Below are 12885 nucleotides of genomic sequence, written 5' to 3'. Positions count from 1 at the left end.
ATTAGCCTCCCAGCGAACGGCTGGAGGTGCCGGAAGCACTGCTGCGCTGCATCGCGTTTTGTTTCGCGACCGTTTCGCCAAAACCACCACGTGTGATGGTGGAGGTGGTGGTCGGTTTCGGCGCCAGGGCAGTTTTGGGCACGTTCATGGTCTTACCTGGGGTGGCATTACCGTAGTTACGGCCAGAGGCATCCACGAACTGACCGTTTGCCGGGCTGTTGGGGGTTTTCGGTGAGAACAACGGTTGCTGGGCAAAGCCCGCGCCACCGCCCATCATGCGCCCCATCATGTAGCCTGCCATTAACGGCATCCAGAAGCTGCCACTTTGCTGCGCTTCGGCATTCGTACTGCCTGTGCCCGCCTGTGCCGGTGCCTGCTGACACTGGTTTTCACCAAATTCGGCGACACAATCTTCACGTGTCGCGTATTTTGGCGCGGTGCGTTCAGCTTCCTTTTTAGCGTTGTTAAACGCGGTGGTGCACTGCGCACTTTGTCCCGGATTGGCTTTTGAACAGTCGTCCGCGTTTTGATAAAGGGTGACGGTTTCGTCGTTTTGCTCACAACCTGCCAGCATAAATACCGCTGAAACAGCGATAGCAACAGGCGTTAAGTGTCTTGCTTGCCAGCTCTTACGAAAGGCGGCATAGCGGATCGTTTTAGTCCGTTTCATTATAAATATCCTGTGCCCAAAGGTAGTGCATAGAATAGGGGATGAGTGGTGAGAAATGAAGCTAACGGCCAGGCAGGACGGGGATCTTTACGTAGTTATACGTTTTGCAGAGAGGCGGGCCGCAAAGCAGCCCGCAACAGGCTTAGTGACTGAACGGATTACGGCTGCTCTTGTGTGCGGCCTTATGTACTGGGGCCGATGCTGGTGCCGTTTCGGAAGTGGAGATGTGATCTTCACCCAGCACCTGCTGTACATTTTGTGGCTGAACCGTTTCCGGCGAGGTTGAGATTTCTTTACCTAACTGACTGTTAAGCACACCCAAACTCTGCTCGTTCAGCGTGCCCAGGGCATAGCTGATATTCAGCTGGTTAATCAGATAGCTGTAACGCGCATCCGACAACTGCTGCTTAGCGTTATAAAGCGTTGATGTCGCATTCAGCACGTCAACGATGGTACGGGTTCCCACCTGGTAACCGGCTTCCATCGCGTCTAATGAACTTTGCGCGGACACCACGGCTTGTTTGTAAGCGGCAATGCTACTTGCTGACGCATTGACGTTGTTGTAAGACGAGCGCACGGTCTGCACGGCTGAACGGTGCGCGGCTTCCAGCTGTTCACTGGCGCTGACAAAGTTGTATTGCGCCTGTTTCACCTGCGAGGTCACGCTGCCACCGCTGTAAAGCGGCAGGGTAAAGCTGAGGCCCACTTTGTTGTTGCCGGTGATGGAATCTGTCGAGCTGGCATTTTGCTCAGCACGGCTTCCACCGTATTTGCTGTTGGACAGGCCCGTCGAGGCGGTCAGATCCAGCGTCGGTAAATGGCCCGCCTCCGCTGAACGGATTTGCTCACGGGCTAAGTCCTGGTTCAGACGGGCAGAAAGCAGGTTCAGGTTGCGGCTTTCAGCCTGCTTAAGCAGCGAGTTAACCGCTTCAGGTTTAGTGGTTTTGAAGCGATCAATATCCAGCGACGCCAGCGCCAGGTAATCCATACCGGTAATCTGACGCAGAGACTCCACGGCGTTGTCCAGGTCATTACGCGCGGTCACTTCATTCGCCAGGACACTGTCGTACTGCGCGCGGGCGTTCTGCACGTCGGTAATGGCGACCAGGCCCACGTTGAAGCGCTGGGTCGTTTGATCCAGTTCGCGATAAATCGACATCTTCTGCGCTTCGACGTAAGAAAGCGTATCAATGGCTTTCAGCACATTAAAGTAGGCCGTCGCGGTGTTCAGAATCAGATCCTGCTGGGCGACCTGGTAGGTCACATCCTGAATACCGGCTGCTTTTTCCTGCAGCGTCAGCGCACGCCATTTTGACATATCGAAAATGGTTTGCGTCAATTGCAGCGAGCCACTGGTGGTATTGGAGTGAATACCGCTACTATCACGGTAGCCGTTTGCGTAGGTATAGTCTGCACCCAAACCCAGTTGGGGTAATAAAGGACTGCGCGCTTCGTTAATTTTCTCGAACGCCGAATCACGCGTCGCCGCAGAGCTACGCAGATCAGGGTTGCTTAAACGCGCTTGCTGGTAAACCTGAAGCAGGTTTTCCGCCTGGCTGGCGAAGCTGAAACCGCCCAGGCTCAGCCCAATAAAAAATGGGAGCAGTTTTTTCATTTGCATTCCTTTTGTTGCAGCAAATCGCAGTGACTGTGCCGCCTGTAAGCCAAAAATTATCGCAGATTCTAGCAGAGGGCAACTGTGAGATAAGGTGGCTGAACGTGCCATATTTGTGTGTTTCAGGTAAATAACTCAGTAATGACCCTTTGGATGGCATCTGGGCTTGTGTTTTATCTGTGTTATCCCAATCTGCATAAGGAACTTAATGATGAAGGACAATAAAACATCACCTGTGACTTTCACAAAAAATGATGTAGAAATTATTGCACGAGAAACCGCGTACGAGGGTTTTTTTTCCATTGTGCGTTATCGCTTTCGTCATCGGTTGTTTAATGGCCAAATGAGCCGGGAAGTGACGCGTGAAGTTTTTGAGCGCGGTCATGCCGCTGTGCTGCTACCTTATGATCCCGTCCGTGATGAAGTGGTGCTGATTGAACAGATCCGCATCCCGGCTTTCGATTGCAGTCCCACGCCCTGGCTGCTGGAAATGGTGGCAGGCATTATTGAACCGGGTGAAACCCCGGAGCAGGTGGTGCGCCGTGAAGCCGTCGAAGAAGCGGATCTGACGGTTGGCCGGGTCAAACCGGTGCTGAACTACCTGGCCAGCCCCGGCGGCACCAGCGAACGGTTATCGGTAATGGTCGGAGAAGTGGATGCCAGCCAGGCAAAAGGATGCCATGGTCTGGAGGAAGAGAATGAGGATATTCTTGTCCATGTGGTCAGTCGTGAACAGGCTTACCACTGGGTGGAACAGGGGATTATTGATAACGCGGCATCTGTCATCGCCTTGCAATGGCTGGCACTGCACCATAAAAAACTTCGAGAAGAGTGGACGCAAAAATGAAACAGCGCTATATCCCTGATTTCCCCGAGATGATGAGGCTGTGCGAAACCAATTTCGCTCAGTTACGTCGTCTGCTACCACGTGATGACGCAGCAGGCGCATCGGTGATCTATCAGGTGAGTGGCGCCCGCTACCAGGTAACCGTTGAAGAATCAACGCGTTATACTACCCTGGTCGATATCCGTCAGACGGCCCCAGCCGTAAGTTACTGGAGCCTGCCGTCAATGTCTGTCAGGCTGTATCATGACGCGATGGTGGCTGAAGTGTGTTCGACACAGCAGATCTATCGGTTCAAAGCACGTTATGATTATCCGAATAAAAAAATGAATCAGCGTGATGAGAAGCATCAAATCAATCAGTTTCTTGCTGACTGGTTACGTTATTGCCTGACGCACGGCGCGATGGCAGTACCGGTTTGCTGATGCGTATAATGCACTGAATGGCGTAGAGACGAAGGAAACGCTTTGGATAGCCTGCTAACTCTTCCTGCGACAACAGAATCTGAGGTTCGGATTCTGCAAGTAACGGACACGCATTTGTTCGCAGGAAAACACGAATCCCTGCTGGGGGTGAATACCTGGGCCAGTTATGACGCGGTACTGGATGCGATCATCGCGCAGCAGCGTGATTATGATCTTATCGTTGCCACCGGCGATCTCTCTCAGGATCACTCAGTCGAAGCCTATCAGCATTTTGTTGAGGGCATTTCGCGCCTGCCTAAACCTTGCGTCTGGCTGCCGGGGAATCATGATTTTCAACCTGCGATGGTCGATACGCTGGCAGAGGCCGGCATTAACGCGCATAAGCATGTGCTGTTAGGCGATCACTGGCAGGTTGTTCTGCTGGACAGCCAGGTCTTCGGCGTGCCCCATGGCATGTTAAGTGACTACCAGCTTGAGTGGCTGAATACCACGCTTGCCCGTTATCCGCAGCGCCATACGCTGGTGCTGTTGCACCATCATCCTTTAGCGTCGGGCTGCACCTGGCTTGATCAACACAGCCTGCGCAATCCGCATCAGTTAGACGCCGTGTTGCAGCACTATCCGCTGGCAAAAACGCTGGTCTGCGGCCATATTCATCAGGAAATGGATGTACCGTGGCAGGGCCGCCGTGTGCTGGCAACGCCGTCGACCTGCGTGCAGTTCAAACCGCACTGTACCAGCTTTACCATCGATACCGTTGCGCCCGGCTGGCGCTGGTTTACGCTGCACAATGACGGTCAGCTTGAGACCGAAGTCAACCGACTCACCACACAGGCTTTTCGCCCCGATCTGGATGCTGAAGGATATTAACGGATGAAGGCGCTGCTTTATCTGCACGGCTTTAACAGCTCACCGCGTTCAGCAAAAGCGACGTTGTTTAAACAGTGGCTGAGCCAGCATCATCCCGATATCGAGATGATTGTGCCGCAGTTGCCCACGTTTCCTGCGGATGCGGCAGCTATGCTGGAAGATATTGTGCTCAGCCACAGCGGACGACAGCTGGGCCTCGTCGGTTCTTCGCTGGGCGGCTACTACGCCACCTGGCTGTCACAATGTTTTATGCTGCCGGCGGTGGTGGTCAATCCCGCCGTTCGCCCGTTTGAGTTGCTGGTGGATTTTTTGGGTGAAAATCAGAATCCCTACACCGGTCAGCAATATGTGTTAGAGTCTCGCCACATTTACGATCTGAAAGTGATGCAAGTTGATCCGCTGGAAGCGCCTGATTTATTGTGGTTGCTGCAACAAACCGGCGATGAAGTGCTCGACTACCGCCAGGCACTCGACTATTACAGCGCGTGCCGTCATACGGTTGAAGAGGGCGGAAATCATGCATTTACTGGATTCGAGCGCCATTTCCCGCAAATTCTGGACTTTCTGGGCCTGAATCACGCTTGAGTAACGTGGAAATAGCAACCATTTTCTTCATCTAATCAGACAGTTACCATGAGTCAATCAAGCTATAATGCGGGTGACATTGAGGTCCTGACTGGCCTTGAGCCGGTTCGCCGTCGCCCGGGAATGTATACCGATACGACGCGCCCTAACCACCTGGGTCAGGAAGTCATTGATAACAGCGTCGATGAGGCACTGGCGGGCCATGCCAAACGGGTAGAGGTGATTTTGCATGCCGATCAGTCGCTGGAAGTCATCGACGACGGGCGCGGCATGCCGGTGGACATCCACCCGGAAGAAGGCGTTCCGGCTGTTGAACTCATTTTGTGCCGGCTGCACGCGGGCGGTAAATTTTCCAATAAAAACTACCAGTTTTCCGGTGGCCTGCACGGCGTCGGGATTTCGGTGGTTAATGCCCTGTCCAAACGCGTTGAAGTGAATGTGCGCCGTAACGGCGAGATCTACACTATCGCCTTTGAAAATGGTGAAAAGGTGCAGGATCTGACCGTCACCGGCACGGTTGCCAAACGCAACACCGGCACCAGCGTCCATTTCTGGCCGGACGAACACTTCTTTGACAGCCCGCGTTTCTCGGTTTCCCGCTTATCTCACCTGCTGAAAGCGAAAGCCGTGTTGTGTCCGGGTGTCGAAATCGTCTTTAAAGACAAGCTCAACAATACCGAGCAGCGCTGGTGTTACGAAGATGGCCTGACAGATTATCTGTGTGAAGCCGTAAACGGCCTGCCGACGCTGCCGGAAAAACCGTTTGTGGGTGCCTTTGCAGGCGATATCGAAGCGGTGGACTGGGCGTTACTGTGGCTGCCGGAAGGCGGTGAGCTGTTGACCGAAAGCTATGTGAACCTGATCCCGACCATGCAGGGTGGGACACACGTTAATGGTCTGCGCCAGGGCCTGCTGGACGCCATGCGCGAGTTTTGCGAATACCGCAATATCCTGCCGCGTGGCGTGAAGCTGTCCGCCGAGGATATCTGGGATCGCTGTGCCTATGTGCTGTCGGTCAAAATGCAGGATCCGCAGTTTGCCGGTCAAACCAAAGAGCGCTTATCTTCACGCCAGTGCGCCGCCTTCGTGTCAGCCGTGGTCAAAGATGCCTTCAGCCTGTGGCTGAATCAGAACGTGCAGGCGGCAGAACAGCTGGCAGAGCTGGCGATTTCCAGCGCCCAGCGCCGGATGCGCGCGGCGAAGAAGGTCGTGCGTAAAAAGCTGACCAGCGGCCCGGCGTTGCCCGGAAAACTGGCAGACTGTACAGCACAGGATCTGAATAAAACCGAACTGTTCCTGGTGGAAGGGGATTCGGCGGGCGGTTCAGCCAAGCAGGCACGTGATCGCGAATACCAGGCGATCATGCCGCTTAAAGGCAAGATCCTGAACACCTGGGAAGTCTCGTCGGATGAAGTGCTGGCTTCACAGGAGGTGCACGATATCTCTGTGGCGATCGGTATCGATCCCGACAGCGAAGATCTGACGCAACTGCGCTACGGTAAGATCTGTATTCTCGCCGATGCCGACTCAGATGGGCTGCACATTGCCACGCTGCTCTGCGCGCTGTTCGTGAAGCACTTCCGTACGCTGGTGAAAAACGGCCACGTTTATGTAGCGATGCCGCCGCTTTATCGTATCGATCTGGGCAAAGAAGTCTATTACGCGCTGGATGAAGACGAGAAAGAGGGCGTACTGGAGCAGTTAAAGCGTAAGAAGGGCAAACCGAACGTTCAGCGCTTTAAAGGGCTGGGTGAAATGAACCCGCTTCAGTTACGTGAAACCACGCTCGATCCGAATACCCGCCGTCTGGTTCAGCTTACCGTCAGTGACGACGATATTGAGCAGACGCTGCGGACGATGGACATGCTGCTGGCGAAGAAGCGTTCTGAAGATCGCCGCAACTGGTTACAGGAAAAAGGCGACAAGGCCGATATCGAAGTCTGAGTCGGTTACCCGCTGCAAAAAGCCCCGGCCTGTACCGGGGCTTTTTCGTGTCAGCGTTGCAGAAATTACTGGCCGGGTTCCAGCACCAGAATTTTTACGTCTGTCACGTATTCTTTAATGGCAGCGCGATGGGCTTCCATATGCGGCATTTGCTGATGCTGGTCGAGATGACGCAGGGTTTCCCACTGCTCCAGCATGAAAATCGAATCGGGTGAGTTGTGTTTCCACGGCACCTGCGCCTGATGATCGACCAGCGCGCTGTACTGATGGCAGCCTTCTTCTTCCAGCACGGTCGGGATCACCTGATGAAACGCCTCCAGTACTTTCTGACGGTAGCCTGGCTTCACACAAATTTCAGCAACGACGGTTAACATTCACGTTTCCTCTTTCGGGGGGAAAGTCTATTTAAGCAAAAATTTCGCTGAGATGCGCCCGATAACGAGCAATATCCCGCGGCACATCAGGCTGCTTGATCACGTCGTTACAGATGAACGTCGGTAAGGCTTCCATTCCAAGGAACTGATTAGCCTTGTGAAAATGCAGGTACAGGCCATCCACGCCGACGCCTTCGAAGAATTGCTCAGGATCGGTAAAGGCTTCCAGCGGAGCGTTCCAGGTCAGGGAAAGCATATATTTTTTGCCCTGAAGCAGGCCGCCAGAACCGTATTTTTTCTCGCTGTCTGAACGTGTGCGACCATCGCTGGCATACAGCTTGCCGTGTCCTTCCGTAAAGACTTCGTCAATATAACGTTTCACGGTCCAGGGTTCGCCCATCCACCAGCCTGGCATCTGATAAATCACGACATCGCTGTCGAGATATTTTTGGATCTCATCTGCCACAACATAGTCACTGTCGGCGACGGTAACGGTCACCTCATGGCCCAGATCGCGCAACTGGCTGGCGGCCACGTCGGTCAGCGTATGATTCAGTTCACCTTTAGAATGGGCGAAGGTTTTACCACCATCGATAATTAAAATGTTGCTCATTAAGCGTGTCTCCCGTATGCGTTTATGGGGAGTAGCTTAGGCCGCGACGCGCGGGAGAAAAATGCGAGAATGATCACAACACTTTTGCGATTAGCGCAATAACCCGTAAGGTTATGTCACCATAACGGCGCAAACTCACCTCCGAAAAAAAGAATGATGAAGAAAACACTCATAATGACTTTACTGCTGGTGGCTGGCGGTGCTCAGGCCCAGTCGCGTCTGGACAGCGTGCTCAACACCAAAACCCTGAAAGTCTGTACGACCGGGGACTACAATCCCTACAGCTTTCTGAAACCCGATGGCCATTATGAAGGGCTGGATATCAGCATGGCGGAGTCGCTGGCGGCGTCACTGGGAGCGAAAGTGCAATGGGTACCTACCACCTGGAAAACCCTGATGCAGGACTTTTTAGCGAAACAGTGTGATATCGCACTGGGTGGCGTATCGGTTACGCTGAAGCGCCAGCAAACCGCCTGGTTTGCTCAGCCGCCTGGCGTGGACGGCAAAATTCCGCTGGTGCGCTGCGCGGATAAAACGAAGTATCAGACGGTTGACCAGTTAAATAAACCCGGCGTCCGGTTAATCGAACCCGCGGGCGGGACGAACGAAGCCTTTGTGCACAGTTATCTTCCTCAGGCGGCGTTAACGCTGTTTCACGATAACGTCACCATTTTCCAGCAGTTGGTGGATAACAAAGCCGATGTGATGATTACCGATGCCTCAGAGGCGCTGTATCAGCAAAAACGCTTCCCTTCCCTGTGCGCACTCAATCCGGATAAACCGCTTCAGTATGGCGAGAAGGCCTATATGCTTCCGCGTGATGATATGAGCTGGAAACAGTATGTCGATCAGTGGCTACACCTGAGCACGGCTACGGGAGAATATGCGAAGATTGCGCAGCAGTGGATGGGCGTGATGAAGTAATCATGTTTTGTGCGCTCAATTTTTTGCAGCGGTGCACACGCCATTCGACAGGGTTTCTGAGCGGGCGTCCTCACGCCGCTGTCGCGGTTGCCTTCACGTCGCGCTTCAGCCTGATGGACCGACGGAGACGATACAGCCTGTACCGGCTCCGTCTTTTGCCCGCGTCCTGCGGGCAAATCCTGGCTTTATCGTTCTGTTCAGCGCTGCGGATTGCCTGCTCCGACTTTCTGTCAGATGGCTTTGAAATGCCACGGTGCGGTTATCTGAATCAAAAAAGCGAAGATGCTCAATACAACGACGCTTTACCCAGCCCACCAAACAAATTCATCTTGTAGCGAATGACCGCTTTTGCCGCCTCAATCGCTTCGGGATAAATTACGTTCGGATCCCACCAGGTTTCACGGGTTAACACTTCACGCACTTTCTGGAAATAGGCATATTTCATGTCGCTGGAGATGTTGATTTTACCCACGCCCAGCGTCACCGCCTCGGCCACTTCGGCATCGGGATTCGCCGAGCCGCCATGCAGCACCAGTGGAATGGAAACGCGCTGTGAAATGTCGCGCAGGATATGCATTTGTAATTCCGGTTTCATATCTTTGGGATAGATACCATGCGCGGTGCCGATGGCGACCGCTAAGGTATCCACGCCGGTTCGCTGCACAAAGTCTTCGGCCTGAGCCGGGTCGGTGTAGATCACTTTGCTCACGCCGCCTTCCACGGTCGTCCCGGTATCGCCAATCGTCCCCAGTTCGCCCTCAACCGACACGCCCACCGCATGGGCCAGCTTCACCACCTCTTTCGTCAGCGCCACGTTTTCTTCATAAGGCAGCAGGGAACCGTCAATCATCACCGACGTGAAACCGCACTGAATAGCGCGCAGCACATGGGCCACCGATGCACCGTGATCCAGGTGCAGCGTAAACGGCACGCTGCTTTTCAGTGTGCGCTCCCGCACATAGCCAAAAAATGCATCGGTGACGAATTCCAGTTCACTGGGATGAATCGAGATAATGGCCGGGGTTTGAGTGGCTTCGGCTTCTTCCACGACCGCGCGGATAAAACAGCTGTCAGCGACATTAAAGGCGCCAATCGCAAAGCGATGTTGACGGGTGGGTCTTAACATCTCTTTCATAGAAATCAACATGTTAAATCTTCCTCAGCTTGTTTTATGACAAAGGGTTGCCCTGCGCTGACGTCCAGAGACGCGCACCGGGTTACAGCAGAAAGCCATCAGGCCTGACGGGCGGAGCCAGACCAGCTCAGATAGTCACTGACGACTTCACAACAGGCGGACTCCATCAGGGCGAGTAAGTCCGGCAGTTCGGTGGTGGGAGGGTGTTTAAGCGCCTGGTGCAGCGCCTGTTTACCGGCTTCAAATACCGCCGCGCCAACGTTAATCTTGGCGACGCCGTGCTGACTGACGCGCCGAATATCGTCCGCTGGCGTGCCACTGCCGCCGTGAAGCGCCAGCGGGCGCGATGAGGCCGCGTGCAGGTCTGCCAGACGCTGGAAATCGATTGTCGGCTGCACCCCAGCGGGATAAAGCCCATGCGCGGTGCCAACCGAAACCGCGAGCAGATCGACATGGGTCTGCTCAAGAAACGGCAGGACATCCGCCACCTGGGTCATTTTGACCGCCGCGTCGGCCAGCGCGTAGGTGGGCGCATCGGCGATATGGCCCAGTTCGCCTTCGACGCAAACCCCGGCGGTGTGGGCCATGTCGACCACGCGGGCCGTCTGACGAATGTTTTCGGCCAGCGGCTCCGCCGAAGCATCGATCATCAGCCCGGTAAAGCCTGCGCGAAAGGCCTGGCCAATCAGCGGAAAGGCCTTGCCATGATCGAGCGCCAGCGCGATTGGTACGCTGGCCTCCGCCGCCAGCGCCTGCACCAGCGGCACCGCGATGGCTGGCGGAAAATGACGGCTATGGCCTTGATACACATTCAGTATCAGGGGCGCACGCTGCTGCTCCGCCGCCTTAACCGCCGCCCGGGCACTTTCCAGGTTGAAGCAGTTGATGGCCAGAACGGCATATTTTTTCTGCGCAGCCTGGCTTATCAGGTCGTTCATTGCCGCGTACATACTCACTCCTTATTCCAGTGTGAATTTAATGTCGTCGTCGCGAACGGTGTGATCTTCCACGTCGTCAAACTCTTCGTCGGCTTCAGTGACGGGCTTTTTCAGCAGCGAAAGCATGACGCCACAGATCGTGGTGCCGATACCGAGCGCCAGGCAGAACAACCCGGGTTTGGTGAACAGCGGTACGACAAACATGCCGCCGTGAGGCACCGGCGCTTCCACGCCCCAGACCATGATCAGGCCACCAGCAACGGCTGAGGCAACCACACAACTCCCGACGACCCGGAACAGATCGCGTGCGGCAATGGGGATCACACCTTCGGTGATCATGCAGATCCCCATCGGGAAGGCCGCTTTCAGGGCTTCTTTTTCCGCGCGGGTGTACTTATGGCGCGTGAGCAGCCAGGAGAGCGTGATGCCAAAGGGCGGGATCATCGAACCGGCAAATTTGACCGCTTCCGGCCCGTAAATGCCGTCCACCAGCATGCCATCCGCAAACAGCGACATGGTTTTATTGACCGGCCCGCCGAAGTCAAAGGTCGCCATCGCCCCCAGAATCGCCCCCATGATGAACTTAGAGCCACCCTGCATTGATTCCAGCAGGGCGATCAGCGCCTTTTGCAGCCAGACAATGGGCTGACCGATAAATGTCATCATGAGCAGCCCGGCAATGATGGTGCTCAGTACGGGCAAGACCATGATCGGCATCAGCCCCTGCATCGACTGTGGCAACCGGATACTGCGCCGCAGCAGAATCACCGTGTAACCCACCAGGAAGCCACCCAGGATGCCGCCGATAAAGCCGGTGCCAATCTGTCCGCAGATAAACCCGACGATCAAACCCGGCGCGAAGCCCGGCCTGTCGGCAATCGAGTAAGCAATAGCCGCACTGATCAACGGGACGATTAAGCCCATGCCCCAGCCACCGATCTGGTTCAGCATCCAGGCGATCGTACCGGGATGTTTACCCACATCGGGCCCGCCAATCACCTGACCCAGCGCAATGCAGATCCCGGCGGCGACAATCAGCGGGATCATCCAGGAGATCCCGGTTAACAGATGGCCTTTGATCGCTTGCCCGTACTGGCTTTTGTTAGCGTTCATTGTGGATCTCCTCAGGCACGCGCCAGTGAATCCGCCACTTTTTCCAGAAACTTGATGGGCGACTTGATCACCACTTCGGTTTTCACCCGCACGATCGGTTTGCCACGAAAACGTTCCTCGCCGGTGATCTTCACGTCCACCGCCAGGATCACCACGTCGGCTGCCGCTATCGTTTCGGCATCCAGGGCGTTTTCTGTCCCGATGGTGCCCTGCGTTTCCACATGGATGGTGTGGCCAAGGGCGTGAGCGCCTTTGATCATTTTTTCACGCGCAATGTAGGTATGCGCGATGCCCGCCGTACAGGCGGCAACACAGACAATGTTCATGATTACCTCGGATTCCAGGGTTAACAGAGGTCGGTTTCGGCGTACTGACTAAACAGCCGAATGATTTCGCTGGGATCGTTTTCCACCAGCAGTTGCGCAATCACCTCATCATCGGCCAGCGCACTGGCCACCTGTGACAGCAGGCGAATATGGGTCGTGTTTTGATCTTCCAGCCGCACGGCAAACAGGATGATGCAGCGCACCTTGCTGCCATCCAGCGTCTCCCAGGGGATATCCTGCTGGCTGCGCCCGATGGCCAGCGTGGTTTGCTTAACGGCGGAGGACTTACCGTGAGGAATGGCGATATGATTCTCAAATCCGGTCGATCCCTCCGCCTCGCGTAGCCAGACATCACGGATAAAGGCCTCTTTATCGCTAATGGCACCGTCACTGAACAGCAACTCCGTCAGTTCGATAATGGCCGCTTCTTTGCTGCTGGCCTGCAGATTGAGATTGACGCGGCGTGGCGTGAGAATGCGAGAAATATCCATTAATCAGACCTCATTCAG

The 12885-nt window shown here is 54.9% G+C and carries 15 protein-coding genes; 6 read left to right on the top strand and 9 right to left on the bottom strand.

What is annotated here, in order from left to right; all coding sequences use genetic code 11:
- Nucleotide 1 precedes the first annotated feature (1 nt).
- Nucleotides 2-670, bottom strand: a complete 669-nt coding sequence (locus RAC65_RS18030) for a DUF1190 family protein (protein WP_033739822.1) — start codon at nucleotides 668-670, stop codon at nucleotides 2-4.
- A 142-nt stretch (nucleotides 671-812) separates the two neighbouring features.
- On the bottom strand, nucleotides 813-2285 hold the full coding sequence (gene tolC, locus RAC65_RS18025; RefSeq protein WP_375096971.1) for an outer membrane channel protein TolC: 1473 nt from the start codon (nucleotides 2283-2285) through the stop codon (nucleotides 813-815).
- A 211-nt stretch (nucleotides 2286-2496) separates the two neighbouring features.
- Here tolC and nudF point away from each other — a divergent pair, with 211 nt between their 5' ends.
- The 5 genes from nudF to parE are packed head-to-tail and all read left to right on the top strand — an operon-like array spanning nucleotide 2497 to nucleotide 6953.
- Entirely contained in the window at nucleotides 2497-3132 is a 636-nt protein-coding gene (nudF, locus tag RAC65_RS18020; protein WP_033739821.1) for an ADP-ribose diphosphatase, read from the top strand.
- Nucleotides 3129-3554 carry a DUF1249 family protein gene (locus RAC65_RS18015; RefSeq protein ID WP_006118191.1) on the top strand — a complete coding sequence of 142 codons (426 nt, stop codon included), beginning with the start codon at nucleotides 3129-3131 and terminating at the stop codon, nucleotides 3552-3554. The genes nudF and RAC65_RS18015 overlap by 4 nt, the downstream gene beginning before the upstream one ends.
- A gap of 42 nt (nucleotides 3555-3596) precedes the next feature.
- Nucleotides 3597-4424: a 3',5'-cyclic-AMP phosphodiesterase gene (cpdA, locus tag RAC65_RS18010; RefSeq protein ID WP_033739819.1), complete on the top strand. Its 828-nt coding sequence runs from the start codon at nucleotides 3597-3599 to the stop codon at nucleotides 4422-4424.
- Between the two features lie 3 nt (nucleotides 4425-4427).
- Entirely contained in the window at nucleotides 4428-5009 is a 582-nt protein-coding gene (gene yqiA / locus RAC65_RS18005; protein WP_033739817.1) for an esterase YqiA, read from the top strand.
- 48 nt (nucleotides 5010-5057) lie between these two features.
- Nucleotides 5058-6953, top strand: a complete 1896-nt coding sequence (parE, locus tag RAC65_RS18000) for a DNA topoisomerase IV subunit B (protein WP_006118187.1) — start codon at nucleotides 5058-5060, stop codon at nucleotides 6951-6953.
- A gap of 65 nt (nucleotides 6954-7018) precedes the next feature.
- Here parE and RAC65_RS17995 read toward each other — a convergent pair whose 3' ends face one another.
- Together RAC65_RS17995 and RAC65_RS17990 are read right to left on the bottom strand one after the other, a co-directional pair.
- Nucleotides 7019-7327, bottom strand: a complete 309-nt coding sequence (locus RAC65_RS17995) for a putative quinol monooxygenase (protein WP_033739815.1) — start codon at nucleotides 7325-7327, stop codon at nucleotides 7019-7021.
- A 31-nt stretch (nucleotides 7328-7358) separates the two neighbouring features.
- Entirely contained in the window at nucleotides 7359-7940 is a 582-nt protein-coding gene (locus tag RAC65_RS17990) for an NAD(P)H-dependent oxidoreductase (RefSeq protein WP_033739814.1), read from the bottom strand.
- Nucleotides 7941-8114: 174 nt separating this feature from the next.
- Between RAC65_RS17990 and RAC65_RS17985 the strand changes: the two genes are divergently transcribed.
- The gene (locus RAC65_RS17985) at nucleotides 8115-8864 is read left to right on the top strand and encodes a transporter substrate-binding domain-containing protein (protein ID WP_375096970.1); all 750 of its coding nucleotides are present in this window, start codon (nucleotides 8115-8117) and stop codon (nucleotides 8862-8864) included.
- 286 nt (nucleotides 8865-9150) lie between these two features.
- On the opposite strand, the gene RAC65_RS17980 is transcribed toward RAC65_RS17985, so the two are convergent.
- From RAC65_RS17980 to RAC65_RS17960, 5 genes are all read right to left on the bottom strand, one after another.
- Nucleotides 9151-10011, bottom strand: a complete 861-nt coding sequence (locus RAC65_RS17980) for a ketose-bisphosphate aldolase (RefSeq protein ID WP_006118185.1) — start codon at nucleotides 10009-10011, stop codon at nucleotides 9151-9153.
- Between the two features lie 86 nt (nucleotides 10012-10097).
- Nucleotides 10098-10949, bottom strand: coding sequence for a class II fructose-bisphosphate aldolase (locus RAC65_RS17975; protein WP_205950767.1), 852 nt, complete (start codon nucleotides 10947-10949; stop codon nucleotides 10098-10100).
- 9 nt (nucleotides 10950-10958) lie between these two features.
- The gene (locus RAC65_RS17970; protein WP_054633136.1) at nucleotides 10959-12050 is read right to left on the bottom strand and encodes a PTS fructose transporter subunit IIC; all 1092 of its coding nucleotides are present in this window, start codon (nucleotides 12048-12050) and stop codon (nucleotides 10959-10961) included.
- 11 nt (nucleotides 12051-12061) lie between these two features.
- Nucleotides 12062-12376: a PTS fructose transporter subunit IIB gene (locus tag RAC65_RS17965; protein WP_006118182.1), complete on the bottom strand. Its 315-nt coding sequence runs from the start codon at nucleotides 12374-12376 to the stop codon at nucleotides 12062-12064.
- A 20-nt stretch (nucleotides 12377-12396) separates the two neighbouring features.
- Nucleotides 12397-12867, bottom strand: coding sequence for a PTS sugar transporter subunit IIA (locus RAC65_RS17960; protein WP_033739808.1), 471 nt, complete (start codon nucleotides 12865-12867; stop codon nucleotides 12397-12399).
- Nucleotides 12868-12885 lie beyond the last annotated feature (18 nt).

Source organism: Pantoea sp. BS_8, assembly GCF_041954965.1.
Classification (GTDB): Bacteria; Pseudomonadota; Gammaproteobacteria; order Enterobacterales; family Enterobacteriaceae; genus Pantoea; species Pantoea stewartii.
Note: the sequence above shows the minus strand (reverse complement) of the source record. Positions and strands in the feature narration are given on the sequence as shown.

What these genes read in the sequence shown, in the direction of transcription:
- RAC65_RS18030 (WP_033739822.1), bottom strand. Translation starts at nt 670, where the DNA reads ATGAAACGGACTAAAACGATCCGCTATGCCGCCTTTCGTAAGAGCTGG.
- tolC (WP_375096971.1), bottom strand. Translation starts at nt 2,285, where the DNA reads ATGAAAAAACTGCTCCCATTTTTTATTGGGCTGAGCCTGGGCGGTTTC.
- nudF (WP_033739821.1), top strand. Translation starts at nt 2,497, where the DNA reads ATGAAGGACAATAAAACATCACCTGTGACTTTCACAAAAAATGATGTA.
- RAC65_RS18015 (WP_006118191.1), top strand. Translation starts at nt 3,129, where the DNA reads ATGAAACAGCGCTATATCCCTGATTTCCCCGAGATGATGAGGCTGTGC.
- yqiA (WP_033739817.1), top strand. Translation starts at nt 4,428, where the DNA reads ATGAAGGCGCTGCTTTATCTGCACGGCTTTAACAGCTCACCGCGTTCA.
- parE (WP_006118187.1), top strand. Translation starts at nt 5,058, where the DNA reads ATGAGTCAATCAAGCTATAATGCGGGTGACATTGAGGTCCTGACTGGC.
- RAC65_RS17995 (WP_033739815.1), bottom strand. Translation starts at nt 7,327, where the DNA reads ATGTTAACCGTCGTTGCTGAAATTTGTGTGAAGCCAGGCTACCGTCAG.
- RAC65_RS17990 (WP_033739814.1), bottom strand. Translation starts at nt 7,940, where the DNA reads ATGAGCAACATTTTAATTATCGATGGTGGTAAAACCTTCGCCCATTCT.
- RAC65_RS17985 (WP_375096970.1), top strand. Translation starts at nt 8,115, where the DNA reads ATGACTTTACTGCTGGTGGCTGGCGGTGCTCAGGCCCAGTCGCGTCTG.
- RAC65_RS17980 (WP_006118185.1), bottom strand. Translation starts at nt 10,011, where the DNA reads ATGTTGATTTCTATGAAAGAGATGTTAAGACCCACCCGTCAACATCGC.
- RAC65_RS17975 (WP_205950767.1), bottom strand. Translation starts at nt 10,949, where the DNA reads ATGTACGCGGCAATGAACGACCTGATAAGCCAGGCTGCGCAGAAAAAA.
- RAC65_RS17970 (WP_054633136.1), bottom strand. Translation starts at nt 12,050, where the DNA reads ATGAACGCTAACAAAAGCCAGTACGGGCAAGCGATCAAAGGCCATCTG.
- RAC65_RS17965 (WP_006118182.1), bottom strand. Translation starts at nt 12,376, where the DNA reads ATGAACATTGTCTGTGTTGCCGCCTGTACGGCGGGCATCGCGCATACC.
- RAC65_RS17960 (WP_033739808.1), bottom strand. Translation starts at nt 12,867, where the DNA reads ATGGATATTTCTCGCATTCTCACGCCACGCCGCGTCAATCTCAATCTG.